Consider the following 25,028-nt stretch of genomic DNA (forward strand, 5'->3'; position numbering starts at 1 on the left):
TGAAAACTCAGCCTCACATAGACAGGACTGTCCTAGACTACCATTGTGACCTCCCCCAAAGCACATCTTTAATGGGACGAAGATGACGAAAGCGCCCCGCAAAGGAGGCGCTGCGTCTCGAAAGAACTTAGGTCTAGCCCAGAGATCTATAAGGTCTTACTTCTCCCCCAGCAAGGCATCAACGAAGCCTTCAACCTCAAACGGTGCGAGGTCGTCCGCGCCTTCGCCAAGCCCCACGAGCTTGACCGGCACGCCGAGTTCCTCCTGTACCTGGAAGACGATGCCTCCCTTAGCTGTGCCATCGAGCTTGGTCAGGACAACGCCGGTGATGTCGACAACGTCGCGGAAGATGCGCGCCTGTGTCAGGCCGTTCTGCCCCACCGTCGCGTCCAACACGAGCAGGACCTCGTCGACCTCGGTCTTCTTCTCCACCACACGCTTGACCTTGCCCAGCTGATCCATGAGGTCAACTGAGGTATGCAGACGGCCAGCGGTATCGATGAGAACCACGTCCACGCCCTGGTCCACGCCAGCGGCAACGGCGTCGAAGGCCACGGAGGCTGGGTCCGCGCCTTCCTTGCCGCGCACGGTGGTAGCGCCCACGCGGCGGCCCCAGGTCTCCAGCTGGTCCGCGGCCGCTGCACGGAAGGTATCCGCCGCGCCGAGCAAGACGTTGTGGCCCATCGACACGAGCACGCGGGCCAGCTTGCCGGTCGTGGTGGTCTTGCCAGTGCCGTTGACGCCGACAACCATGATGACGGCGGGCTTGCCGTCATTCGGCATGGCCTTGATGGAACGGTCCATCTCCGGGTGGCCCACCTCGATGAGGGCCTCGCGCAGCATGGCGCGGGCTTCCGCCTCGGAGCTCACTCCGCGCTCCGCAATCTTGTCGCGCAGGGAGTCTGTAACCTGCATCGTGGACTTCGTACCCAAATCCGCCATGATGAGGGTGTCTTCGATTTCCTCCCAGGCATCATCATCCAGGTCACCTGCGGAGAGAATCCCCATGAGGCCTTGGCCGATGGCATTCTGCGAACGCGACAGGCGCCCGCGCAGCTTGCCCAAGCGGCCGGCAGCCGGCGCAATATCCTCCTGCGGCTGGGCTGCCGGGGCCTCAACGACCTCGGCATCCTCGGAAACCTCCAGCTCCTCGGGCTCAGCCTCGAGCGCCGCGCTTGCCGACGCCGCCTGCGCCCCCGCCGCCGCAGCGGCTTCCTCTGCTTCAGCGTCCTCTGGCTCGGGCTGTGCTTCTGGTTCAGGCTGTGCTTCTACCTCTGCGGCTGTCTCTTCTTCGGCTTCAGACTGAGCAGAAGGCTCCTCCGCAGCCGGAACCTCAGGTTCTTCCGGAGTCTCCTCTTCTGCCTTCGGGGCTTCGTCCACTGCCTCTGCCTCGGTAGCTTCGGGCTCGGGCTCAGTATTTTCCTGCTCGGCGGCCGCGGCAGCGTCTTCCGCACCTTCTTCTAGAGCGTCCTTATCATCCTTGTCAGCGGCAGCGGCACCGGTCATGGCAGTACCAGCGGCTGCGGCGCCCGCGGCTCCTGCAGCGGCTAGGCCAGCGGACGAGTCTTTTTCCTCTTCTTCCTTTGCTGGCTCCGGCTCTCTCACTGGCTTGGCCTCTGCCGCCGGTTCCGGCTTAACCTCAGGTTTAGCCTCCGCCTCGGGCTTAGCTTCTACCGTTGGTTGTGCCTCCGCCTCCGGCTCCGCCTTAGGCTTCGTGACCTTCGGTGTTTCCTCGGTGCCCTCTAACTGCGCATTCGCCAGCTCAGTGGCATCACGCTGTTCAGACTTCTTCTCCGCTTGCGGCTGAGCTTTGGGCTCGGCCGGTGTGGGCTCCTCAGTCTTAGCCGCAGGCACAGGTTCCTTGGTAGCGCCGCCGCCAGCCGGGGCAAAATTAAAACCAGACTTAGCTTGGTAGTTGCCGGACTTCTGTTGCTGGGTCAGCTCCTTAGGCTCCTCCGCAGGCTTTTCGAAGGAAACCTTCTTTGACTCGCCGCGCTTCTTGCCCAAGACAACGAACAAGACCACGAGCAGAATCAGGACGATGACTGCTATCGCAATCCACATAAAAGTAGTATTCATGCCCTCCATAGTGCCAGGGTTGTCCACATCCGGCACGATAAGGAGGGTGAAAAGTGCTGGGCGCAAGCCCCACCCTAGCGCGGGGCATCCACGCCGAGACGTGTGGCGTCCTCCGCCGCCTGTGCTGTGCCCGGCGCCTCACCAGCACGGGACATGCGCTGCGAAATCACGCGCGTCACGCCATCGCCGCGCATCGTCACTCCATAGAGCACGTTGGCTACGTCCATCGTCGGCTTCTGGTGGGTAATGACGATGAGCTGAGAATCCTTACGCAGCTCCTCGAAAAGTGCGATGAGGCGGCGCAGGTTGACGTCGTCAAGCGCGGCTTCCACCTCATCCATGACGTAGAACGGTGAGGGACGCGCACGGAAAATCGCCACGAGCATAGCCAGGGCCGTCAAGGACTTCTCGCCGCCCGAGAGCAGTGACAAGCGCTTCACCTTCTTACCCGGCGGGCGGGCCTCCACCTCGATGCCGGTGGCCAGCATGTCATCCGGCTCCGTGAGGATGAGACGACCTTCGCCGCCCGGGAACAGCGTCTGGAAGACCTTGGGAAACTCCGCTTCCACGTCATGCCAGGCATCCGTGAACAGCTGCAAGATTTGCGCATCCACATCTTCGATAACGCCAGTCAGATCCTTGCGGGCCTGAATCACGTCATCTAATTGCGTGGACAGGAAACTATAGCGCTCCTCCAGAGCCTTGTACTCCTCCAAGGCCAACGGGTTGACCTTGCCCAAGGAGTTGAGGTCCTTCTCGGCTTGCTTCAACCGCTTGGTTTCGGCGGAGCGATCGAAGTCCTCACCCGGTGTGTACTCCTTGAGCAGGTCGGGAATAGCAATGCCGAGCTGCTCCACGATCTTGCCCTCGGCCTCATCCACCCGCACTTGGGCCTGGCTGCGGGCAATCTCAGAGTTATGCGCGGAGTCGGTCAGGCGATCAAGCTGCTGGCGGGTCGAGGAGACCGCCTGCTTCGCCGATTGTGCACGCCCCTGCAGCACGCCGCGCTGGGTGACCAGCTCATCGCGTTCCTCGGCGGCCCGCTCGAGTGCCTGCGCGGTCCGGGCAGCCAAATCTTGGGCATGCTTGTCGACAGTCCCCGCCAACCGCGCCTGTGCTTGCCGGCGGGCCATCGCCTGGTCGTGGCGGGCTTTGGCCTGGCGTTCGTGCTGGGCTTGGCGCCGCAGGGCCTCTCCCCTGCCCGCTGCTTGGCCGACCTTTTCCTCCGCACTGCGGGCCGCCATCTGGGCCTCTACCTCCATGGCCTTGACCTGTTCCAGGGCCGTCGAGGCAGCATCGCGTTCCACCGAGGAGGGTTCATCAGCCTGCTCTTCAGCGTCCACGCGCGACAAGCGGTCACGCGCCTCCGCCAGTTCTTCGCGCAGGCGGGCTAACTGCACCTCGATATCCGTGGCGCGGGCGGCGGCTTTTTCATGCTCAGCCTTGTTTGCCTCGTACTGCTTGAGCAAGCGCTGGTGATCGCGCTTCCACGCTTCGAGTTCGTGATCGTGCTCCCGCAGTGCGGCCTTGGCACTCGCCGCACCTACGCGTGCATCGTCCGCCGCCAGCTTCGCGCCTTCGAGCGTGCCGGATAGCTCCTCCAGCTCATGAGTGGCTAATTCCAGTTGTTGCTCGGCCTCCGCAATCTGGCCGCTTACCTCAACGGTGGAGACGGCGCCTGTTCCTGCCTCCACCCAGCCTTCGCCGACGAGCAGGCCCTCAGAGGTCACAGCACGCAAGCGCGGATCCTCCGCAATGAGTTCACGGGCCGCGCCATAGTCATCAACCAGGACCACGTCGGAGAGCAACCGCGTCACCGCCGCCGATACTTCCGGGACCAAGACCATGTGATCCAGCAGCCAGCTCGCCCCGGAGGGCAAGTCCGCGTCAAGGCGCCAGGCTGAACCGGTGGGTTCCGCAGCGACGTCGATCAGCGGCGTGCGGCTCGCCTGCGCCAGGTCGCGCACGATGTCCCCGCTCACCGCGCCGGCTTGGGCCTCCGCAAAGGAACCGAGTGCTGCCGCGACGGCTGTCTCATAGCGAGTAGAAATGAACTCTGCGAGAGGTTTGAATCCCTCCCCCAGCTCGAGTGCTTCCGGAACGGTCTGGCCCAGGGTATCGATCCGAGCGCGCAAACTATAGACGGTACGCTCGTGCTCCCGCTGGGCATCACGCAGCTGCTCCAAGCGTTTATCGGCCGCGGCAGATTCGCTGGCCGCGCGCACATGCGCTTCCTCCAGCGGCTCACGCTCGGCAGCCAAGTGCTCCAGCTTGTCCGCCACCTCATCGGCTTCCGCCTGCGCTCCCCTAGTGCGCGACTTCGTATTCGCTAAAGTCTCTTCCTGACGCGCTAACTCAGACTCCGCGGAGCTGACCTGACCCGCCAAGTTCTCCTCGGCGGCGATGAGGCGAACCACGCCTTCACGGCGATCCGCAATGGCGCGCAGTTGCGCCATGTGTTCTTTATCAGCAGCCTCGAAGGCTTCCCGGCGCTCGGCCACTTCCTCCCGGATAGATTCCAAGCGCTCTGCAGCCTCTTCGGCCGCGGCCAGCAACTCTTCGTGCTCCTCATCGGCTCGCTGGGCACGTGCCTCGAGCTCCTCCGGATCCTGGCCCGCGTAGGCCACCTGTGAGCCAACGTTGCTGGCACGCTCGGCCGCGATGCGCTGCGTGGCAGAGATTCGCTCGCTGAGGGTCGATAACTCGAACCACAGCTTCTGCGCGGCCTCCGCGCGCGGCGTGACATCCCCCAACTCGGCCTCTACCTCAAGCTGGATCTCGGTCGCCTCTTCCAGCTGGGCTGTCACTTCCTCGACCTGCTCGGCGAGCACCGCCGCGCGTTTCTCAGCGTCATCGAATGTCGCGCGCAACCGCACCACACGGTCACCAGCAAGGCGCAGGCGAGCATCGCGCAAATCCGCTTGCACGGTGGCTGCGCGCTGGGCGGCCTCCGCCTGGCGGGCCAAGGGTTTGAGTTGCTTGCCCAGCTCATCGGTCAAGTCCTGCAAGCGGTCCAGGTTGGCCTGCATACCTGTGAGCTTGCGCTGTGCCTTTTCTTTGCGGCGGCGGTGCTTAAGCACGCCTGCGGCTTCTTCAATGTAGGCGCGACGATCCTCCGGGCGGGACTCCAAAATCTCCGCTAGCTTTCCCTGGCCCACGATAATGTGCATCTCCCGGCCAATGCCGGAATCAGACAGCAGCTCTTGGATATCCATGAGGCGCGCCTTCGCCCCATTGATCTCATATTCGCTCGCGCCATCCCGGAACATACGGCGGGTGACGGAGACCTCCGAATACTCGATGGGCAAAGCGCCATCGGAATTGTCAATCGTCAGCGTGACCTCAGCGCGGCCAAGGGCCTTGCGGTCCCCGGCACCGGCAAAAATGACGTCCTGCATCTTGCCGCCGCGCAGCGTCTTGGCGCTGCCTTCACCCATGACCCACGCGAGCGCATCGACGACGTTTGATTTACCCGAGCCATTCGGGCCCACCACGGCGCAGATACCGGGCTCGAATTTCAGGTTCGTCGCGGACGCGAAGGACTTGAATCCTTTGAGCGTGAGCGATTTGAGGTGCATTCGAATAAGTTTAGCGCTCGATGAAGCCCGACTCACCGCGCGGGGCGGCCCACTGCTCCACCACGGCGTTCACCACGCCTGGACGGTGGGTGGTCGACGGTTCTTCACGCAGCAAGGCCAGCAACTTCTCGCAGTCAGCACGCGGGCCTTCAGCAACCACCTGGACGCGTCCGTCCTGGAGGTTCGTCGCGTGCCCAGCCAGCCCTAGTTCGAGGGCGCGGGAACGCGTCCACCAGCGAAAGCCCACGCCTTGGACGTGTCCAAGAACGAAAGCTGTGAGGCGTTCATGGCCTGCAGAGGCTGCTGCCGTGTCTGCCATCTAGTACTCCCTCAAGTTTGTGCGGTCGCTCAAGTCAAATTCGTGATCGAGACGGCGACGGTCCTCCGCGCTGCGGCGCGTGACCGGATCCGTACCATCCCAGCATTCGACGTTCTGCAGTTCCGGCAGCATATCACGGTGGAAGACGGGATCCAGGCCCTTGCGGCGCTGCTCGTTGTAGTTCTTCAGCAGCTTGATAGCCACGCCAGACAGCGGCACGATGGCGCACACGTTGAGCAGAACCATGATGGCAGCGCCGGTATCGGCCAGGTCGAACACGGTACCTAGCGGGGCCACCGCACCGTAGAAAACAAAGGCCAGAACGATGAGACGGAAAGTCCACAGCACCCACTTCTTCCCGGAGAGGTACTCCACGTTGGACTCGGCAAGGTAGTAGTTGCCCAGAATCGAGGAGAAAGCCAGGAAGAACAGGATGAAGGTGACGAAGTGGATGCCCCACTCACCCACCACGCCGGAGAGCGCATTCTGGGTCAGCGTCACGCCCTCAATCGCATCAGAGCCGAAACGCTCGAAATCGGTGCCCAAGAGAATGATGAAGGCGGTAATTGTACACACCACCAGGGTGTCGAAGTACACGCCGAGGGTCTGCACCAGGCCCTGCTTAACGGGGTGGGACACCGTCGCCGTCGCTGCAGCGTTCGGCGCCGAACCTTCGCCCGCTTCGTTGGAGAACAAACCACGCTGGATACCTTTCAGCATCGCCATGCCCACGGTGGCACCGGCAGCTTCCCGGAAGCCAAAGGCAGAGCCCACGATCGAGACGACCATGTCTGGCACCTTGTCAAAGTTCACAATAACGACGATGAGACCCAAGATGAGATAGGCGCCCGCCATAAACGGCACGATAAACTGGGTCATCGAGGCGATGCGCTGCACGCCACCGATGATGATGAGCCCGGACACGGCGACGACTGCGATGCCCACGCCTGCCTTGAAGGCCGCGGAATCCTGGCCAAAAGAGGCCGCCAAAGAATCGGAAATGGCGTTGGTCTGGAACGCATTGTAGAACCAGCCAAAGGTAATGGCGATGGCCACGGAGAAGATGGTTGCTAAAGGCTTCCACCCCAGGCCACGGGACATGTAATAGGCCGGGCCACCGCGGTAGGCGTCCCCCTCACGCACCTTCCACAGCTGCGCCAGGGTCGACTCCACGAATGCTGTCGCACCACCCAGGATGGCGATGAGCCACATCCAAAACACCGCGCCGGGGCCACCCACGGAGATAGCCACGGCCACGCCTGCAACGTTGCCGGTGCCCACACGAGAGGCCGCTGAAATGGTAAATGCCTTGAAGGCAGAGATTCCGCCATAGTCGGCATCCTCATCGACGCCGACGCCCTTGGGCTTCTCGACGACCGCCTTGAACATGTCCGGCACCATGCGGACCTGCACCACGGCGGTGCGGATGCCGAAGAAGAGGCCCGCGGCGATAAGCAGCCATGGCAGGACATAGGACCACAGGCTGTCGTTAATGACACCAATCACGGTGCTGAAGATTTCTTGCATGGGTTACACATTAATAACTCACACCAGAATCGTCCTAGTTGGCCGCCAACTTCCTCCCCGCGGCGCGGCTCTGGCAATACGGGCAATAGTGAGTACCACGCCCACCTAGCACGGTTTTCAGGATTTCTTCGCCACAGCGATCACAGGGCTGACCGCCCCTCCCATATACGTGCAAGGAACGGTCAAAATATCCGGATTCGCCGTTAACGTTGACGTACAACGCATCAAAGCTGGTTCCGCCAACGGCGAGGGCGGAGCGCATGACGTCGGCGGCCGCAGAAATCACAGCGACGGCATCGCGCTGCCGCAGAGCACTAGCCTTCTTCAGCGGAGAAATCTGGGCCGCCCACAGCGCCTCATCAGCATAGATATTGCCCACCCCGCTGAGCACCGTTTGGTCGAGCAAAGCCACCTTGACCGCGGTGCGTTTCGCGCGCAGGCGCCGCCCTGCCGCGGTCAGGTCGAAGTCTGTTTCGAGAGGATCGGGAGCGATATGTGCCATCCTCAGCCACGGCCCGAGACGCCAATAGCCGAAGGTGCGCTGGTCCACGAAGCTGAGACGGGTGGCGTCATCAAGCACGGCGGCGATGCGCACGTGCGGCGAATCCACCTCGCCGATCCGCACCTGCCCCGACATGCCGAGGTGGATGAAGAGCACATCGCGAGCTGGGTCGGTGTGATCCTCGTCGGCGAACTCCAGCCACATGAACTTGCCGCGGCGCGCCACCGCGGCAATCTTCCTGCCCACCAGCAGCGCGGACAGCGGGGCTTCCTGGCCCCGGTTGGCGCGCGGGTGGAGAACATCTACTGCAGCAAAGGAGCGCCCCACAAGATAGGGCTCGAGTCCGCTGCGAACAGACTCGACTTCGGGAAGTTCTGGCATCGAATTCTCGTGGCTTAGCTCTCTTTGCCGGCGGTGCCCTGCACCAGCAAGGGTGTCTCGCGCAATGCTTGGCACGCTTCTTCCGCTGCCTGCTGCTCGGCGAGCTTCTTGTTATGCCCTGTTCCCCTACCCACGGTCAAACCGGCCACGGTGGCCACGGCGTTGAAGGTTTGATCGTGCTCAGGACCCGTCGAGGTGGCTGAGTAGACCGGCATCGCGGCCTTCAGCTCCGCGCACAGCTCCTGCAAGGTGGTCTTCCAGTCCATATGACGGCCGGACACCACGGCGTTGTCAATCTTGGCGGCGAACAGCTTCAGCACCACCCCGCGGGCAACCTCAAAACCATGCTGGCGGTAGATAGCCCCCAGGATGGCCTCGGTGGTATCGGCCAAGATGGAGTCCTTGTCACGGCCGCCGGTGGATTGCTCGCCCTTGCCCAACAGGACGTGCTCGCCCACGCCGATTTCGCGGGCGACATCGGACAGGCCATAGCGCGACACGATGGAGGCACGCATCTTAGAAATATCCGACTCGGGGCGCGAGGGGTACTTGTCGTAGAGCTTGGCCGCGATAGACAAGCCCAAGACGGCATCCCCCAGGAACTCGAGGCGCTCGTTGTTGGGCAGGTGCCCGTTCTCGTTGGCGAAGGAGCGGTGAGTCAGTGCCAAGCACAGCAGCTCATCGCTGATCTCCACGCCGAGTGCTTTTAGCAGCGGGGCGTGATCTACCTCCGCGAAGGCCGCGGCTAGTGCCTGTTCACCAGTGAGTTTCTTCTTCTTGCTCATAGGAACTTCTCCAAACCAGACCAACGCGGATCCACGCGCTCTTCTTCCCCAGAGACCCCCGTGGTTACTCCATCGGGAGCATCCACCTCGCAACCATCCTCGCACGTTGGCGCAAAGGGAAGGGATAAACCTGCCTCATCGATCACGGTCTGGAGGAGGTCGAGGATTCCATCCTTGATCTCGGGAACCTCATCACCGGAACCGCGATCCTCCTCCTCGGTCTCATCCCCGCTGACGAAGGATTCATCTGCGGAAACCACCTGGGATACGTGGAGGTCCAGTTCCGGATGCAGCTCTGCTAGGCAGCGGGCGCATTCGCCGCTGAGGGTGCCGGTGATATCAGCGTCCACCAACACACCGGAGCCCAACGGGGTCAAGGTGGCATCCACCTTAACCTCAGTACCTTCCGGGATGCCGATCATTTCCACGCCGATGCGCTCTGGCGCGGGTCCGGTCTGCACGCGGTGCTCAGGCAGCGCGTCGGTTCCTTGGCTGCGGAGCAATTCCGTCACGTCGAACTTCAATGGTGATTTCATAGCGCCCACCAGCTTACCCTGTGCTGGCCCGCGCGCCCTAGACTGGCAAAGACCTGAATGCTGGGGCATAGGCGCTTAAGCACTTGGCCTAACAGCTCGATTCTGTCCTCGGCGCTGTTCTCGCTTTTGCTGCACTCATCTCCTGGCGCGCGGAGCGGCCGCGCATTAGTCCCCTCTAGTAGTCGCGGGGCGCACGCGGCGCCCGGCGCGCCGGTTCCCGGGTCTCGCGCACAGCGCCGCGTCCCTCGCCGCGCGATTCCCCTCGAGAGCGCACACCGGCACCTCGGCGCAGAGCGGAGCGATCGTTATTCACGGTGCGCAGGAGGTCAGACAAGGTGGTCTCGAATTCCCCGAGCTTGGCGTCAACGAATTCATCGCACTCGGTGCGCAGACGGTTGGACTCAGAGTGCGCGGTCTCCACGATACGGTGCGCCTCATCATCGGCGCGGCGCACGACCTCGGATTCGGAGACCAAGCGGTCTTGTTCAGCTTGGCCTGCAGCGACGGCACGCTGGTATTCCTCATCTGCTTGGGCGCGGGTGCGCTCGGCGTCGGAGCGCGCGTTGTCCACCAGGTTGCTGGCCTCGTCCTCTGCCTGGGCGACAAGGGTGGTGGCGCGATGTTGGGCGTCGGCCAGCATGGCGTCCGAATCCTCACGCGCACGGGTCACGGTGTCATCAGCCTCGGCATTGGCTTCAGAAATAATCTGCTCCGCGCGTTCTTCCGCACCCTGCAGGATCTCATCCTGCTTGTCCAAGACGTCCTGGGCATCATCCATTTCGACCGGGAGAGCGTTGCGGAGATCGTCGAGAAGCGCCAGCATCTCGTGGCGCGGGACCATGCAATTAGAGGTCATGGGAACGGCATAGGCCTGTTCCAGGTTGCGAACAAGTTCATCGAGGGACTCAAATACGCGGTACATGGCACCAGCCTAACCAAGCACATACGCACCGCGACGTATCCCACGCGGGAAGAAACTGCGAAAACCTCCCCACTCAGTGGGGAGGTTAAACCAAGGCATAGAGAGGAATAGAGAACGGCTGGGGCTAGATCACGCCCTGCGCCAGCATGGCGTCAGCCACCTTCTTGAAGCCAGCGATGTTAGCCCCCGCGACATAGTCACCCTCCAAGCCATATTCCTTAGAAGTCTTATCGATATTGCGGAAGATATTGGACATGATCTCGTGGAGGCGCTGGTCGGTGTACTCGAAGGACCAGGAGTCACGGGAGGCGTTCTGCTGCATCTCCAGCGCAGAGGTCGCCACACCGCCTGCATTTGCGGCCTTACCCGGCGCGAAGGCGATGCCATTTTCCACAAAGTAGTGGGCGGCCTCCGGGGTACAGGGCATGTTCGCGCCTTCGGCAACATAGCGGACCTGATTCTTGACCAGGAGCTTGGCGTCCTCGCCGTCGAGCTCGTTTTGGGTAGCGCACGGCAAAGCAACGTCGGCGCTGACCTCCCATACGTTGCCACCCTCGTGATACTCCACGCCCGCACCCGCTTCGCCGGCGTAGGTGGAAATGCGCTCGCGGCGGACTTCCTTAATCTCCTTGAGTAGCTCTAGGTCCACACCGTTCGGGGTGGTGATGTAGCCGGAGGAGTCAGACATCGCGACGACGGTACCGCCGAGCTGTTGCACCTTTTCGGCGGCGTAGATGGCAACATTTCCGGAACCGGAGACAATCACCTTGGCGCCGTCGAAAGACTCACCATGGGCCTTCATCATTTCCGAGGTCAGATACACCAGGCCGTAACCGGTAGCCTCGGTACGCACGAGGGAGCCACCCCAGCTCAGACCCTTGCCGGTAAGAACGCCAGACTCGTGCTTGCCCTCCAGTCGGCGATACTGGCCGAACAGGAAACCGATTTCGCGTCCGCCCACGCCAATATCACCGGCCGGGACGTCGCGGTATTCACCAATGTGGTTGTGCAGCTCCGTCATGAAGGATTGGCAGAAACGCATGACCTCGGCTTCTGACTTACCCTTCGGGTCGAAGTCAGAACCGCCCTTGCCGCCGCCGATAGGCAGGCCGGTCAGGGAGTTCTTGAAAATCTGCTCGAAGCCGAGGAACTTGATGATGCCCAGATTGACGCTCGGATGGAAACGCAGGCCGCCCTTGTAGGGGCCGAGCGCGGAGTTAAATTGCACGCGGAAACCGCGGTTGACCTGAATCTGGCCGCTGTCATCCACCCACGGCACGCGGAAGATGAGCTGACGCTCGGGCTCGCACAGTCGCTCGACCAGGCCGTAATCAGCGTAGTGAGGGTCTTTATTGAGGACGATCTTCAGTGAGTCGAGTACCTCAGCGAGTGCCTGATGGAATTCCGGTTCGCCAGCATTACGCTTGAGAAGCTTGCTGTAGTAATCGGAGATTTGCTGGTCGATGGACATGGCAATCCTTTCATTGGGCACCGTTCCTCACGGTCGGTGCGTCATCCATTGAACAAGCAATAGTTTTCTATCAATCGACCTAAATTGCAAGATGGCCGTACTGTGGCGTGCCTTAAGGGCTGGTCAGAGCGCGAAAATTTTTTCTCGTATCTCTGCCATATACTCATGGGCATGCGCATTCTTGTTGCCCCCGATTCCTTTAAAGGCACCGCTACTGCAGCCGAAGCTGCCGCCGCCATTGCATTGGGCGCGCGGCGCGCTCTCAGCTCCTCGCCCCACGCAGACACAGCGAAGGTAACGACCCTGCCCATGGCCGATGGCGGCGAAGGCACCGCGGAGGTGCTCGCCAGCGCCGCTGTTCATCGCCACGGCACGGCGGGGCAAACGATTACGCTGCCTACCACCGATGCCATTGGCCGCCTGACCGAGGCCAGCTACCAGCTCGTTGGTGACACAGCCTTCATCGACGTCGCCGCCGCCACCGGCCTTCCTGCCGTTTCCGACGCCCTCGATCCACTCCATGCGGATTCCTATGGAACGGGCGTGCTGGTGGCCGACGCCGAATCGCGCGGCGCCAAGCACATCGTTCTTGGCCTCGGCGGCAGCGCCAGCATCGACGGCGGTCTCGGCATCCTCGCCGCGCTCGGCGCCGCCGCCCACGATGCCCGCGGATACGCCCTGCCCAAGGGCGGCGCACCTTTGGTCAACCTCGACCACATCGACACCGCGCAGCTCAACATGAAGGCGGCCATGCTGGACTACACCTTGGTCACCGATACTCGCGCCGTGCCCGTCCAAGCCGCAACGATGTACGGCCCACAAAAAGGCGCTGAGGGCGAACAAGTAGCACTACTGGCGGGCGCGATGCTACGGCTCTGCGAAGTCACGGAGACCGACCCACAGGCCGAATTCTTTGGCGCCGCAGGCGGCATTCCCATCGCCCTGAGCTGGCTTTCGCGCACGCTCTGGGGCACCTCGGAGCACTGCCGTATCGTGCCGGGCGGCCAGTATGTAGCCCAAGCACTCAATCTACCCACGCGTATCGCCGAGGCGGATCTCGTCCTTACCGGCGAGGGGCGCTTCGACGAACAATCGCTTACCGGAAAGGTGGTGGGCACGCTGGCGGACATGACTAGCCCGCCAACCCTGGGCATCATCGCCGGCTCCGCAACCGCATCGGCGCCACAGGGCACACTGCTGGAAGAACTCGACGGGGAGGAAGAGGGGGACGTCGCCCAGCGCTTAAGCAACGCGGCCGAACGCCTCGTCCGCAGCGTTCTGCAGAGCTAAAACTCTCTGAGGCTAAAGCTCTCTGAGGCTATAGCTTTCAGCAGAACTACGGGGTCACCTGCACCGCCCACGGGAAAATTGCCGGTCGCTCGTGGGCGAGCTCGTCCTCCAGCAACACGTGGTCCTTCGGTAGAACCGAATGGGGTGTCAACAAGCGTGCGAGGACCATGGTCAGCTGATTGACGGAGCCCTTCACACCATCGACATCGATGGCATAGCGGTAGACATTGGCGTCCTCTAAATCACGCTCTTCATGCTCATCGCGGTAGGTCTGGCGCAGCTGTTCTTCCAGCCCCTCCGGGAGTGCAGGATCGGGCACACGGGTAACCTCAGCAGAAGCTAAGGAGCCGTTATCCACCAGCTTGTGGGTAGCAGTGCTAAAGATTTCGGCCACGCGCTCGGCTTGAGCATCCGGCACCAGAACATCAAAGTGAATCAATGGCATGTAGGTAACCCTACCCAAACTTGAAGGACAGTAACTATGGCAGATCCCACACTTTCTCGGCTGAGCTCGCTCCTCCTCGAAGATTCAGTCGATCTCAGCTGGCAACGCGCCTTCTATGAAGACATGCATGCCCACCCAGAGCTGTCCCACCAAGAGGAACGCACCGCCGGGCGGATTCTGGAACAACTAGATAAGTACGAGTGCGAGCTCGTCACCGGAATCGGCGGCCATGGCATCGTCGCTATCTTCCGCAACGGGGACGGCCCAACCGCGCTGATGCGGGCTGATTTTGATGCCCTCCCGGTGGCCGAGGAAACCGGCGTCCCCTTCGCCGCCACCAATGGCGCAATGCATGCCTGCGGGCACGATGTACACACCACGGCATTGCTCGGCGCGTGCGCGATTCTCGACGCCCACCGCGACGCCTGGCACGGCACCTTCCTAGCACTGTTCCAACCGGCGGAGGAATCATCCATGGGCGCCAAATACATGATTGCGGACGGGCTCACCGACCGCGTTCCTGCACCGGATGTGTGCTTTGGTCAACACGTCATGCCGGGCCCCGCCGGCCAGGTGCAGTCCACCGCCGGCCCCATCCTGGCCGGCTGTGACTCCCTCCGCATCCGCATCACGGGGCGCTCCGCGCACGCCTCCATGCCGCACGAGGCCATCGATCCTTCCTACGCGGCCGCCATGGTGGTCACCCGCCTGCAGGCCATCGTCGGCCGCGAAGTCCCTCCCCATGATTTCTTTGTCATCTCGGTGGGCGAGCTGCATTCGGGCGATAAAAACAACATCATTCCGGGCAGCGCCGAACTCGTACTTAACACCCGCTATTACAAGCCAGAGTTGGCGCAGCGCGTCTATGCCTCCCTCGAGCGTATGGTGCGAGCCGAGTGCGAAGCCTCGGGATGCCCAGCAGAGCCCACCTTCGAGTACTTTGCCCATGGCGAAGTCACCGATAATGACGCTTCCACTCATGAGACCATTCGCTCGGCCTTCGACGCAGTCTTTGCTGATCTCTCCGTGAGCGCCACCCCATCCACCGTCTCCGAGGATTTCTGCTATCTCCCACAAGCCTGGGGCGTGCCTTATAACTTCTGGTTCATCGGCTCCACGCCGGAGCACCTCCTGGACAACCCGCCGGTTAACCACCAATCCACTTTCCTGCCGGATTATGAACCCACCATGCGCTCGGCCACCCACGCCGGGGCTGCAGCCGTCCTGTCTTTTCTGGGGCGCTAACCTTCCCGGCACAACGCTTTCGTTGTGTGTGATGATTAATGCACGCTGGCTGGCAGTGCTCTCTCCTGCAGCTGAATGCGGAACTGGTTAAGCTTGGGTGTTGGTATTTTTCCGCATTTTTATGCCTAAGGTGAAGGGATTCTCATGAGTCAACCCCAGCACTCCGATTTTCAGACCGCAGTTCCCGGACACGTCCGCGCCGCTGCTGGTGTCTCCCCCTCTGCCGCGACTAACCGCAAGTTCTGGTCCGGCTTGTCTTCTTCAGTAATGGAGCAGATTGCTGACAACTGGGAGGCCACCCGCACCGCCTACTCCGCCGCCCGCCAGCAGCACTATTTCTCTGCTGAGTTCCTCCAGGGGCGCGCCCTGCTCAACAACCTCACCAACGTCGGACTCGTCGACGAAGCCCGCGCCGCCTCCAAGGCCGCCGGTCACGAACTCTCCGATGTTCTCGAAGCCGAGCACGATGCTGCACTAGGCAACGGCGGCCTGGGCCGCCTCGCCGCCTGCTTCCTCGATTCTGCTGTCACCCAGAACTACCCGGTCACGGGCTACGGCCTGCTCTACCGCTACGGTCTCTTCCGTCAGTCCTTCGACAACGGTTTCCAGCGCGAGGAACCAGATGCCTGGATGGAAAATGGCTACGACTTCATCATTCGCCGTGCCTCCGAACAGCGCTTGGTCCACTTCGATGACATGGACGTACGCGCTATCCCCTATGACATGCCGATTACCGGATACGGCACCAACAACGTAGGTACGCTGCGCCTGTGGAAGTCCGAGCCTATCGATGAATTCGATTACGATGCCTTCAACTCGCAGCGCTTCACCGAAGCCATCGTGGAGCGCGAGCGCGTCATGGACATCTGCCGCGTGCTCTACCCCAACGACACCACCTACGAGGGCAAAGTACTGCGCGTTCGCCAGCAGTACTTCTTCGTCTCGGCCTCGCTGCAGCAGATGATCGATAACTACATCGAGCACCACGGCGAGGACCTCACCGGCTTCGCCGAGTACAACTGCATCCAGCTCAACGACACCCACCCGGTGCTGGCCATCCCCGAATTGCTCCGCCTGCTTCTCGACGAACACGGGATGGGCTGGGACGAGGCCTGGAAGGTCGTCACCGAGACTTTTGCCTACACCAACCACACCGTGCTGGCTGAGGCTTTGGAGAGCTGGGAAGTATCCATCTTCCAGAAGCTGTTCTGGCGCATTTGGGAGCTGGTGGAAGAGATCGACCGCCGCTTCCGTGAAGACATGGCCCAGCGCGGCCTGGATCAAGGGCGCATCGACTACATGGCTCCGGTGTCCGACGGGCATGTCCACATGGCGTGGATCGCTTGCTATGCCGCGTACTCCATCAATGGCGTCGCCGCCCTGCACACCGAAATCATCAAGGCGGACACGCTCTCCGAGTGGCACGAGCTGTGGCCGGAGAAGTTCAACAACAAGACCAACGGCGTGACCCCTCGTCGTTGGCTGCGCATGTGCAACCCGCGCCTGTCCGACCTGCTCACTGAGCAGGCTGGTTCTGATGCCTGGGTTACCGATCTGACCGAGCTGGCGAAGCTGGCTCCTGTGGCTGAGGATGAGAAGGTGCTGCGCCAACTCATCAACATCAAGCGCGCCAACAAGCAGGATTTCGCCGCATGGATTGACGCACACCAGGGCGCTACCGTGGACCCGGACTCCATTTTCGATGTCCAGATCAAGCGCCTGCACGAGTACAAGCGCCAGCTGATGAATGCGCTTTACATCTTGGACCTGTACTTCCGCATCAAGGTCGACGGCGAAACCGTTCCGAAGCGCACCTTCATCTTTGGCGCGAAGGCAGCGCCGGGCTATGTCCGCGCGAAAGCCATCATCAAGCTCATCAACACCATCGGTGACCTGGTCAACAACGACCCGGCTACCAAGGACGTGCTCAACGTAGTCTTCGTTGAGAATTACAACGTCTCCCCCGCCGAGCACATCATCCCAGCCGCTGATGTCTCCGAGCAAATTTCCGTCGCCGGCAAGGAAGCCTCCGGTACCTCCAACATGAAGTTCATGATGAACGGTGCCCTGACCTTGGGCACAATGGACGGCGCCAACGTAGAGATCGTCGAGGCAGTGGGCGAAGACAACGCCTACATCTTCGGCGCCCGCAACGAAGAAATCCCGCAGCTGCGCGCCGAATACAACCCGGGCGAGCTCTATAACACGGTTCCGGGCCTGGCGCGTGTCCTCGATGCCTTCACCGATGGCACGCTGGGTTCGGAGAATGCAGGCATGTTTAGTGATCTGCGCTCCTCGCTACTCGATGGCTTCGGCGAACACGCTCAGGATACCTACTACGTCCTCGGGGACTTCGCCGACTACCGCGAGACCCGTGACCGCATGGCTGCTGACTATGAAGCGGACGAGCTGGCATGGGCCAAGAAGGCCTGGCTCAACATCTGCTACTCCGGGCGCTTCTCCTCTGACCGCACTATCGCTGACTATGCCAACGAAGTGTGGAAGCTGACCCCGACCCCCATTTCCCACGTCTAGACAGACAGGGGTTAATAGACGCACTAGTGCCTATTAACCCCTAGACGGGGCTTTCCGGAAAGACAAAGCGCCGCCCCACCACCGTTCCTCCTTCCCACTTAGTGGGTAAGGAAGCAAGCGGGGTGAGGCGGCGTTGTTTGTCTGCGACGGTTTTACTTATCGCGCAGAGTCTGGCCCAGCTCGTGCACCTGAATCATATTGGTGTTACCAGAGATTCCAGGAGGGGTACCGGCGATGACGACGATCATGTCGCCTTCCTTGTACTTATCCATTCCCAGCAGAGCCTCATCAATGGCGGCCATCATGTCATCGGTGGACTCGACCGAATCACTCAAGAAGGTCTCTGCACCCCAGGTCAACGCCAGCTGCGAGCGCACCGCCGGGTACGGGGTGAAGGCAAGGAGCGGCAGCGCGGAGTGCAAACGAGCCACGCGCTTCGCGGTATCACCGGAGGTGGTGAAGGCGACGATGGCCTTCGCATTCAGGCGCTCAGCAATATCGCGTGCGGAGTAAGACACAACACCGCGCTTGGTGCGCGGAACGTGCGACAGCGGAGGAACCTGGCCGCCCTGCTCAGCATTCGTCACGATGCGGGACATCGTGCGCACAACATTGTGCGGGTCGATGCCGACGGAGGTCTCACCGGAGAGCATGACGGCATCAGCACCATCGAGCACTGCGTTAGCCACGTCGGAGGCCTCCGCGCGAGTCGGGCGCAGGTTGGAGATCATGGAATCGAGCATCTGCGTTGCCACGATCACCGGCTTGGCATTCTCACGCGCGATCTGGATAGCGCGCTTCTGGAACAGCGGAACCTGCTCCAGCGGGACCTCGACGCCAAGGTCACCGCGCGCAATCATGATGGCATCGAAAGCCAAGACGATGGATTCAAGGGCATCGACCGCCTCCGGCTTCTCGAGCTTCGCAATAACCGGAACGCGGCGGCCTTCCTCATCCATGATTTCGTGGACCTTGTCCACATCGGCTGGGGAACGAACAAAGGACAGAGCGATCATGTCCACGCCGAGCTTCAATGCGAAGCGAAGGTCAGCAATGTCCTTCTCCGACAGCGCCGGCACAGAAATGTCCATGCCTGGGAGGGACACGCCCTTGTTATTGGAGACCGGTCCGCCCTCGGTGACCTCACAAACAACGTCATTGCCGTCGACTTCCTTGCAGACGACGGCGACCTTACCGTCGTCGATCAGCAGGCGGTCACCCGGCTTCGCGTCCTGCGCCAGGTTCTTGTAAGTGGTGGACACGCGGTCGTGCGTACCTTCTACGTCATCAACGGTGATGCGGACGATTTCGCCGTCCTTCCACATCTCTTCACCGTTGACGAAGCGACCCAGACGAATCTTCGGTCCCTGGAGGTCCGCCAGGACGCCGACTGCCTGGCCGGTCTCATCGGTAGCCTCACGGACCCAGCGGTAGTTCGCCTCGTGGTCCGCATGCTCGCCGTGGGACATGTTTAGACGCGCCACGTTCATGCCTGCTTCAACGAGGCCAAGGATTCCTTCCTTGCTTGCTACAGCAGGACCCAACGTACAAACAATTTTGGTTCTTCTATCCAACATGGAGTGCCTTATTCACATCGGGAGTTTCTAACGGTTCCCAAACTACCCCGCTTTGCTGGTCTCGGCCACCACGAATGAAGCTCACACCATGTTTTGACCCTCGAATCAGGCTTCCCCGGTGGCTGTTGCAGCCCCTTCCGATTCAGCAACAACCGGGAATAACCGGGCACATCTGGGCATTTTGTGTCCATGCGCCCGAAACTCGAGACTCTCGGTCAAGGCGTCTTAAAACATTCTGTGATCCCGGCTACTTCCCGAAGTCTCAGCGCGTGAATCTGTCGCTAGGCGCTGCGACTGTCACCTTTGTGAGTCAGCGACTCCTGCACTGTCACCGACGTCGGCGGCACGGGCCGGGTCCACCTCTTCTGGTGTTTCCTGGCCGCGCGGCAGCCGGAAGTACACGATGAGCGCTACGACAAAGCAGACCACTGACACGATGACGTTGACACGCAGACCAAAGATCAGCGTGGCATCGTCAGCACGCATGTTTTCTACAACGAAGCGCCCCGCTGTGTATCCGGCGACGTACAGCGCAAACACACGACCATGGCCGAGCTTGAATGCCTTGTGGGCCCACAGCAGGAACACGCACACCGCCACGTTCCACAGCAGCTCATAGAGGAATGTCGGATGCACCGAGGCGATTACTTCCCCGGTCGAGCGCCCACTGATCGGCGCGTATTCACCGCTTTCATTCACACGATAATAAATGTCGAGAGCCCACGGGACGGTGGTCTCACGACCATAGAGTTCCTGGTTGAACCAATTTCCTAGGCGGCCAATAGCCTGCGCCAATATGAGTCCAGGCGCGACGGCATCCGCAAACGGCCCCACAGGGATGCCCTTGACTTTGAACATGAGCCACACCGCGACCGCGCCCAAGGCCACCGCTCCCCAAATACCTAGTCCACCGTTGGTGATTTTCAGCGCGTCGAGAGGATCACACGTGGAGCAGAAGTACTTATCATTATCCGTAATCACGTGATAGAGGCGGCCGCCAATGATGCCGGCTGGGATCACTACCAAGGCAGCATCCCAGACCACATCCGGGTTTCCACCCCGGGCGGTATAGCGGCGCAGAGTCATCCACAGCGCAACGAGGATGCCGGCGATAATGCACATGGCATACGCACGAATAGGGACTGGTCCGAGATGCCACACGCCTTGTGGCGGAGAGGGAATGTTGGCGAGGTAGTAAATCTGCACGGGAAATAGTGTGCCTGAAAAAGACGGCCACTACAACGCGCTTAGCTTCTGCGCGAAGGGCACGCCGGATGCTGGCCGGCGGCCACTAAGGAGCGGGCCAAAGCCATCGGGTCCTGGGCCGCCATAATGGACTCACCGACGAGGATGGCATCGGCTCCCTGCGAGGCATAGGACAACACGTTACGCGGACTATTAACGCCGCCCACCGCAATACGTGTGATGCTCTCAGGAAGACCCGGTGAAATAGTAGAAAAGGCCTCCCGATTAAGTGCATCGGAGGCCAAAGACCACGCATTGATGGCCACGACAGTACCCCCTGCTTTGATAACGCGATCCACCTCAGCGCACGTGCGCACTTCAAGGATGGCTGTCATTCCAAGGGACTCCACGCGGTCGAGGAGCGACTCGAGGCGAGCCTGATCAAGCAACTCCACCTGCAAAGGAATCGCATCCGCCCCATAACAGCGCGCTTCATGAATCTGATAAGGATCAACAATGGTGTCGCGGCACAGCATAGGAATGTCGATTGCAGCGCGGGCAACGCGCATGTCCTCCAGGGAGCCATGAAAGCGGCGCCTGTCTGTCTGGCAGGCCATGACGTGCACGCCTGCTTCCTCCAGCTTTCGTGCCAGGGCCGCGACGGAGTGCGGTCCGTCTAGGTGGACGATCTCTCCACCATAAGGCACGGCGCGCTTGATTTCGGTGATGATAGAACACCCCGAACGCAATAGGGCCTGTGCGGTATCGCGCGGTGCGTCCATGTCTCGAGACCGCGCTTTAACTTCCTTGAAGGGGACGCGCGCCTCCCGTGCGGCTACATCAGCTAGTACGCCGGCCACAAGGTGATCAACGGCAATCGGGGTAGGCATGGAGCACCTCCCTTCCCCGAAGGAAACTCAAAGAAAGAAACAGGGGCGTTTGAGATCACACTTAGGCTAGCGCGCCCTTGCCTCTAACAAGAAATCCGGGGCACCCGATTCCGTGCTAGGACCACTATATGAAACGGGAATTGCAGCTACGGCTCACGCCGCTGACATGCCTAGGTAGACCGGGGATCGGTGGGGTCAATATCGGCATCGAGGGCATCCCACATCACACGGCCGGAGTCCTGAGAGGTTTCGAGATCTTCCTGCAGGCGTTCCTGGCGTACCGCCGGGGTTTCATATTTGGCGGAGCGGGGCTTATCGGCCCCCGGATTGCTCGCCACCATGACCGCACCGAAGAGGGCGAGCGCCGCACCGGCGATAGCAAGCACGGGGCCAGCGGTCGACGCATCAGCGGTGAGAACAGTGGCCCAATCCGAAATTGTTGCGGAATCCACGGAGGTATCGTTCGTTCCTCCCTGCAGCAGCTCTTGAGCACGCTCCGCCTCGGGGCCGGCAGTCAACAGCGCAACCGGGCGCCATCCGGCAGCCGCCGCGGCGAGTGCGGTAAGGACAGAGACAATTCGACGGCCCGTGCGTCGCAGCGCAAAGGCTGCCACACCGCCAGCGAGAACCACGACGCTGAGTGCAATGAGCTCGAGGGACCACAAGGAACCAGATAATTCCACAACACTCGAACCGGCCTTATCGTCTTCGACCGCCGCCGTCACCCACGTCATGCGGGAAGACAGCCACAACAGGATGGCGCCGACGAACATCAGCACGGGTCCGATGCGTTTAGCTCCACTGTGCTTTGCTTCAGTGCACTTTGCTTCAGTGCGCTTTGCTTCAGTGCGCTTAGCCATTGTTCTCCTCTCCGAAGAGATCGCGTGCATCGAAGCACGTCCGGTCCCCGGTATGGCACGCGCCGCCGTGCTGACGAACGGTCAGTAAGACGGTGTCTCCATCGCAATCTAAGCGCGCACCCACCACCTCTTGGGTATTGCCGGACGTCAGACCCTTAATCCAATACTCACGGCGCGAGCGTGAATAGTAGGTCCCACGACGCGTCGCCAACGTATAGGCCAAGGCATGATCATCCATCCATGCCAGCATGAGCACTTCTCCGCGCTCCGATTGCACAATGGCCGGAACCAAACCCGCTTCGTTGCGCTTAAGCTGCTGAGCAATCTCTTCACTCAGCTCGTAGTCCCCTACGGCCTCCGAATCGGTGCTTCTGTGCCCGCTGCTTTCATTGTGTACCTTCACTGGCGGACCTCCTTCCCTGCTGCCGCAAGTGCCTCTTTAACCTCAGAGATCTCTACCTCGCGGAAGTGGAAGATGCTGGCCGCGAGCACGGCATCTGCCCCGGCATCAACAGCCGGTGGAAAATGCTCGGCCCTACCCGCTCCGCCGGAGGCGATGATCGGCACGGACACCGCCGCACGCACCGCCTCGATCAATTCGATGTCGAAGCCCGCCTTGGTGCCGTCTCCATCCATGGAGTTCAGCAGAATCTCACCAACCCCTAGTTCCTCACCGCGCTTGGCCCACTCCACGGCGTCGAGGCCTGCCGAGCGCGTTCCGCCATGTGTGGTGACCTCAAAGCCGCTGGGAAAATCTTTTGCGCGGCGAGCATCCACCGAAAGCACAATGCACTGGGAACCAAAGACATCCGCCAGTTCGCGCAGCAACTCCGGGCGCGCGATGGCAGAGGAGTTTACAGAGACCTTATCCGCGCCGGCACGAAGAAGCTCGCGGACATCGTCCACCGACCTGACGCCACCGCCAACGGTCAACGGGATGAAGACTTGATCGGCCGTACGGCGCACCACATCGAGCATGGTGCCGCGGCCATCCTTTGATGCGGAGACGTCGAGGAAGGTCAGCTCATCAGCGCCCATGTGGCCATAGCGGGCAGCCAACTCCACCGGGTCACCGGCATCACGCAGGTTTTCGAAGTTCACGCCTTTGACCACACGGCCATTATCAACGTCAAGACACGGGATCACGCGCACGGCAAGTGCCATGGTGACCATCCTCCTAAAACTAAAGGTCAGATGAGAGGCAGTCCGTATGGAAACTGCCGAATACTAAAAACTACGTCCGGCTTCAGCGCCCAATTCCCACGCTGGGGTTTAGCGCCGGAGCCTAGCGCTCCCCACGAGGATTTCGGGCGATGGCATCCAGAATTGTGGCATGAACCTGCGGGGTTCCTCCCACAAAGCCCTTCGAGTTGGCGGTCCACTCATTTCCTTCTGGATCGCTCACGCGGCCACCGGCGGCCTTGATCATGAGCGCCCCCGCCGCGTTGTCCCATGGGTGCGGCGAGAAATTCACCGCCCCATCAAACACGCCTTGGGCCACGAAGGCATTGTCCAGCCCCACCGACCCAGTCATGCGGGGACGCAACCCGGTCTCTCGGAGGTCCTTGAACAGATCGGTTGGCAGGTGTGAGGAACAGCCCACGTGACCGCGGGCCTCGTCGAAGCCCTGAGCCTCCTCGCCGCCCCCGAAACCGGTCGAGGGGCCGCCGCTGGTGCGCAGTGGCATGCCTTGTGCCGCGACGACGCGACGGTTTAGCAAAGGAAAATCTGCGACTGCGACGACGGGCTTCGCTTCGTGCAAAAGCGTGACAAGAATTCCGCAGCACGGATTTCCCGCGGAATAGTTCGCGGTTCCATCCACTGGGTCCACGACCCAGATCGTCTCTTGGAGGTCTCCCCCGTATTCCTCGCCGAGCACCGGGATTCCGGTGAGCTGACTCAGCGTTTGACGCAACTGCTGCTCAATGACCAGATCTACCTCGGTGGCAAAGTCTCCCTCGCCCTTGAAACGCGCGGGTGCTGCGCCGAGGCCCCTGCGGAAGAGATCATCAACGTGATCCACCGCTGCCTCCGCAAAGGCAACAAGCTCGCGTGGGTCCGACTCCGAAGTTCCTGTCATCGGGGCCATCGGCCTACCTCTCCTCGATCGGGTCGATGTATTCCTCTCCCGGCAGCGGGGTAACCTCTGCAACGGCAGCGAGAGCTTCCTCCAGCGTGAAGCGCTCCTCATAGAGAGCCTTACCGATGATGGCGGAATCAATTCCCTCATTTTCGTAGAGGGCCAATTCACGCAGATCATCCAGGGTGGAAATTCCTCCGGAAGCAGTGACCTTGGCTTCTGTAGCGGCCGCGACCTCACGCAACAACTCAATGTTGGGGCCCTGCAGCGTACCGTCCTTGGACACGTCCGTTACTACGAAGCGAGTGCAACCAGCCGCATCGAGGCGTTCGAGGACCTCCCAGAGGTCGCCGCCATCAGATACCCAGCCGTTACCTCGCGTCCGCCACTCGCCATCCACCAGGCGGACCGCCAAGTCCACTGCGATGCGGTCACCGTGTTCTGCCAGAGCCTTGGCAATCCAGTCAGGGTTCTCCAAAGCCGCGGTACCCATATTGACGCGGCGCGCACCGGTGGCGAGAGCTCGGGCCAGAGATTCATCATCTCGAATCCCGCCGGTCAGCTCCACGTTCAGGTCCACGCTTGTGGTGATTTCGGCGAGCAGTTCATGGTTGGATCCGCGGCCAAAAGCCGCGTCCAAATCGACTGCATGCAGCCACTGCGCACCCTGAGCCTGCCACTTCAGGGCAGCCTCACGCGGCGAGCCATAGGATTTCTCGGTTCCGGCCTCTCCTTGATCAAGGCGAACTGCCTGACCATCAACGACATCAACCGCGGGCAACAGTGTAAAACTCATGGTGGGTAGTCTACCTTTCACGCGG

At 61.3% G+C, this 25,028-nt stretch carries 21 protein-coding genes; 3 read left to right on the forward strand and 18 right to left on the reverse strand.

Annotation, left to right across the window (positions count from 1 at the left end; genetic code table 11):
• Positions 1–156: 156 nt before the first annotated feature.
• The 9 genes from ftsY to gdhA all read right to left on the reverse strand — a co-directional run bounded on the left by ftsY (position 157) and on the right by gdhA (position 12,100).
• Positions 157–2,079 carry a signal recognition particle-docking protein FtsY gene (gene ftsY / locus HMPREF2943_RS09550; protein ID WP_070711518.1) on the reverse strand — a complete coding sequence of 641 codons (1,923 nt, stop codon included), beginning with the start codon at positions 2,077–2,079 and terminating at the stop codon, positions 157–159.
• Positions 2,080–2,153: 74 nt separating this feature from the next.
• On the reverse strand, positions 2,154–5,657 hold the full coding sequence (gene smc / locus HMPREF2943_RS09555) for a chromosome segregation protein SMC (protein ID WP_070711435.1): 3,504 nt from the start codon (positions 5,655–5,657) through the stop codon (positions 2,154–2,156).
• Between the two features lie 10 nt (positions 5,658–5,667).
• On the reverse strand, positions 5,668–5,976 hold the full coding sequence (locus HMPREF2943_RS09560; RefSeq protein ID WP_070445466.1) for an acylphosphatase: 309 nt from the start codon (positions 5,974–5,976) through the stop codon (positions 5,668–5,670).
• The gene (locus tag HMPREF2943_RS09565) at positions 5,977–7,503 is read right to left on the reverse strand and encodes an alanine/glycine:cation symporter family protein (protein WP_070445463.1); all 1,527 of its coding nucleotides are present in this window, start codon (positions 7,501–7,503) and stop codon (positions 5,977–5,979) included.
• Positions 7,504–7,537: 34 nt separating this feature from the next.
• Positions 7,538–8,386, reverse strand: coding sequence for a bifunctional DNA-formamidopyrimidine glycosylase/DNA-(apurinic or apyrimidinic site) lyase (mutM, locus tag HMPREF2943_RS09570; RefSeq protein ID WP_070562751.1), 849 nt, complete (start codon positions 8,384–8,386; stop codon positions 7,538–7,540).
• Between the two features lie 14 nt (positions 8,387–8,400).
• Positions 8,401–9,171 carry a ribonuclease III gene (gene rnc, locus HMPREF2943_RS09575; RefSeq protein ID WP_070445456.1) on the reverse strand — a complete coding sequence of 257 codons (771 nt, stop codon included), beginning with the start codon at positions 9,169–9,171 and terminating at the stop codon, positions 8,401–8,403.
• Positions 9,168–9,707, reverse strand: a complete 540-nt coding sequence (locus HMPREF2943_RS09580; RefSeq protein WP_070711436.1) for a YceD family protein — start codon at positions 9,705–9,707, stop codon at positions 9,168–9,170. The genes rnc and HMPREF2943_RS09580 overlap by 4 nt, the downstream gene beginning before the upstream one ends.
• A gap of 175 nt (positions 9,708–9,882) precedes the next feature.
• On the reverse strand, positions 9,883–10,629 hold the full coding sequence (locus HMPREF2943_RS09585) for a DivIVA domain-containing protein (RefSeq protein WP_070711437.1): 747 nt from the start codon (positions 10,627–10,629) through the stop codon (positions 9,883–9,885).
• 124 nt (positions 10,630–10,753) lie between these two features.
• The gene (gene gdhA, locus HMPREF2943_RS09590) at positions 10,754–12,100 is read right to left on the reverse strand and encodes an NADP-specific glutamate dehydrogenase (RefSeq protein ID WP_070711438.1); all 1,347 of its coding nucleotides are present in this window, start codon (positions 12,098–12,100) and stop codon (positions 10,754–10,756) included.
• 171 nt (positions 12,101–12,271) lie between these two features.
• Between gdhA and HMPREF2943_RS09595 the strand changes: the two genes are divergently transcribed.
• Positions 12,272–13,390 carry a glycerate kinase gene (locus HMPREF2943_RS09595; protein ID WP_070445731.1) on the forward strand — a complete coding sequence of 373 codons (1,119 nt, stop codon included), beginning with the start codon at positions 12,272–12,274 and terminating at the stop codon, positions 13,388–13,390.
• Between the two features lie 46 nt (positions 13,391–13,436).
• Here the strand turns inward: HMPREF2943_RS09595 and HMPREF2943_RS09600 are convergent, their stop codons facing one another.
• On the reverse strand, positions 13,437–13,835 hold the full coding sequence (locus HMPREF2943_RS09600; protein ID WP_070445443.1) for a hypothetical protein: 399 nt from the start codon (positions 13,833–13,835) through the stop codon (positions 13,437–13,439).
• A 36-nt stretch (positions 13,836–13,871) separates the two neighbouring features.
• Between HMPREF2943_RS09600 and HMPREF2943_RS09605 the strand changes: the two genes are divergently transcribed.
• Complete coding sequence (locus HMPREF2943_RS09605) at positions 13,872–15,080, forward strand: amidohydrolase (RefSeq protein WP_070711439.1); 1,209 nt, start codon at positions 13,872–13,874, stop codon at positions 15,078–15,080.
• A 144-nt stretch (positions 15,081–15,224) separates the two neighbouring features.
• Entirely contained in the window at positions 15,225–17,615 is a 2,391-nt protein-coding gene (locus HMPREF2943_RS09610) for a glycogen/starch/alpha-glucan phosphorylase (protein ID WP_070711440.1), read from the forward strand.
• Positions 17,616–17,767: 152 nt separating this feature from the next.
• On the opposite strand, the gene pyk is transcribed toward HMPREF2943_RS09610, so the two are convergent.
• The 8 genes from pyk to priA form a co-directional block, all read right to left on the reverse strand.
• Positions 17,768–19,189 (reverse strand): pyruvate kinase, encoded by a 1,422-nt coding sequence (pyk, locus tag HMPREF2943_RS09615; RefSeq protein ID WP_070445728.1) that lies wholly within the window; start codon positions 19,187–19,189, stop codon positions 17,768–17,770.
• A gap of 300 nt (positions 19,190–19,489) precedes the next feature.
• Positions 19,490–20,398, reverse strand: a complete 909-nt coding sequence (gene lgt / locus HMPREF2943_RS09620; RefSeq protein ID WP_070445434.1) for a prolipoprotein diacylglyceryl transferase — start codon at positions 20,396–20,398, stop codon at positions 19,490–19,492.
• A 41-nt stretch (positions 20,399–20,439) separates the two neighbouring features.
• The gene (locus HMPREF2943_RS09625) at positions 20,440–21,267 is read right to left on the reverse strand and encodes an indole-3-glycerol phosphate synthase TrpC (protein WP_070445431.1); all 828 of its coding nucleotides are present in this window, start codon (positions 21,265–21,267) and stop codon (positions 20,440–20,442) included.
• A gap of 170 nt (positions 21,268–21,437) precedes the next feature.
• On the reverse strand, positions 21,438–22,040 hold the full coding sequence (locus HMPREF2943_RS09630) for a TIGR02234 family membrane protein (protein ID WP_070711519.1): 603 nt from the start codon (positions 22,038–22,040) through the stop codon (positions 21,438–21,440).
• Between the two features lie 79 nt (positions 22,041–22,119).
• Complete coding sequence (hisI, locus tag HMPREF2943_RS09635) at positions 22,120–22,530, reverse strand: phosphoribosyl-AMP cyclohydrolase (protein WP_070445428.1); 411 nt, start codon at positions 22,528–22,530, stop codon at positions 22,120–22,122.
• Positions 22,527–23,291, reverse strand: a complete 765-nt coding sequence (gene hisF / locus HMPREF2943_RS09640) for an imidazole glycerol phosphate synthase subunit HisF (protein ID WP_070445717.1) — start codon at positions 23,289–23,291, stop codon at positions 22,527–22,529. Before hisF ends, hisI begins: the two co-directional genes overlap by 4 nt.
• Positions 23,292–23,412: 121 nt before the next feature.
• On the reverse strand, positions 23,413–24,216 hold the full coding sequence (locus tag HMPREF2943_RS09645) for an inositol monophosphatase family protein (RefSeq protein ID WP_070643780.1): 804 nt from the start codon (positions 24,214–24,216) through the stop codon (positions 23,413–23,415).
• Between the two features lie 4 nt (positions 24,217–24,220).
• Positions 24,221–25,003 carry a bifunctional 1-(5-phosphoribosyl)-5-((5-phosphoribosylamino)methylideneamino)imidazole-4-carboxamide isomerase/phosphoribosylanthranilate isomerase PriA gene (priA, locus tag HMPREF2943_RS09650; protein ID WP_070711441.1) on the reverse strand — a complete coding sequence of 261 codons (783 nt, stop codon included), beginning with the start codon at positions 25,001–25,003 and terminating at the stop codon, positions 24,221–24,223.
• Between the last annotated feature and the right edge of the window lie 25 nt (positions 25,004–25,028).

Source organism: Corynebacterium sp. HMSC072D12, assembly GCF_001813925.1.
Taxonomy (GTDB): domain Bacteria; phylum Actinomycetota; class Actinomycetes; order Mycobacteriales; family Mycobacteriaceae; genus Corynebacterium; species Corynebacterium aurimucosum.

Coding starts and splice junctions, on each gene's coding strand:
- HMPREF2943_RS09585 (WP_070711437.1), bottom strand. CDS start 10,629: ATGTACCGCGTATTTGAGTCCCTCGATGAACTTGTTCGCAACCTGGAA.
- HMPREF2943_RS09565 (WP_070445463.1), bottom strand. CDS start 7,503: ATGCAAGAAATCTTCAGCACCGTGATTGGTGTCATTAACGACAGCCTG.
- HMPREF2943_RS09605 (WP_070711439.1), top strand. CDS start 13,872: ATGGCAGATCCCACACTTTCTCGGCTGAGCTCGCTCCTCCTCGAAGAT.
- gdhA (WP_070711438.1), bottom strand. CDS start 12,100: ATGTCCATCGACCAGCAAATCTCCGATTACTACAGCAAGCTTCTCAAG.
- mutM (WP_070562751.1), bottom strand. CDS start 8,386: ATGCCAGAACTTCCCGAAGTCGAGTCTGTTCGCAGCGGACTCGAGCCC.
- HMPREF2943_RS09560 (WP_070445466.1), bottom strand. CDS start 5,976: ATGGCAGACACGGCAGCAGCCTCTGCAGGCCATGAACGCCTCACAGCT.
- HMPREF2943_RS09625 (WP_070445431.1), bottom strand. CDS start 21,267: ATGCCTACCCCGATTGCCGTTGATCACCTTGTGGCCGGCGTACTAGCT.
- priA (WP_070711441.1), bottom strand. CDS start 25,003: ATGAGTTTTACACTGTTGCCCGCGGTTGATGTCGTTGATGGTCAGGCA.
- hisF (WP_070445717.1), bottom strand. CDS start 23,291: ATGGCACTTGCCGTGCGCGTGATCCCGTGTCTTGACGTTGATAATGGC.
- HMPREF2943_RS09630 (WP_070711519.1), bottom strand. CDS start 22,040: ATGTTCGTCGGCGCCATCCTGTTGTGGCTGTCTTCCCGCATGACGTGG.
- HMPREF2943_RS09610 (WP_070711440.1), top strand. CDS start 15,225: ATGAGTCAACCCCAGCACTCCGATTTTCAGACCGCAGTTCCCGGACAC.
- ftsY (WP_070711518.1), bottom strand. CDS start 2,079: ATGAATACTACTTTTATGTGGATTGCGATAGCAGTCATCGTCCTGATT.
- smc (WP_070711435.1), bottom strand. CDS start 5,657: ATGCACCTCAAATCGCTCACGCTCAAAGGATTCAAGTCCTTCGCGTCC.
- HMPREF2943_RS09580 (WP_070711436.1), bottom strand. CDS start 9,707: ATGAAATCACCATTGAAGTTCGACGTGACGGAATTGCTCCGCAGCCAA.
- HMPREF2943_RS09600 (WP_070445443.1), bottom strand. CDS start 13,835: ATGCCATTGATTCACTTTGATGTTCTGGTGCCGGATGCTCAAGCCGAG.
- rnc (WP_070445456.1), bottom strand. CDS start 9,171: ATGAGCAAGAAGAAGAAACTCACTGGTGAACAGGCACTAGCCGCGGCC.
- HMPREF2943_RS09645 (WP_070643780.1), bottom strand. CDS start 24,216: ATGGCCCCGATGACAGGAACTTCGGAGTCGGACCCACGCGAGCTTGTT.
- HMPREF2943_RS09595 (WP_070445731.1), top strand. CDS start 12,272: ATGCGCATTCTTGTTGCCCCCGATTCCTTTAAAGGCACCGCTACTGCA.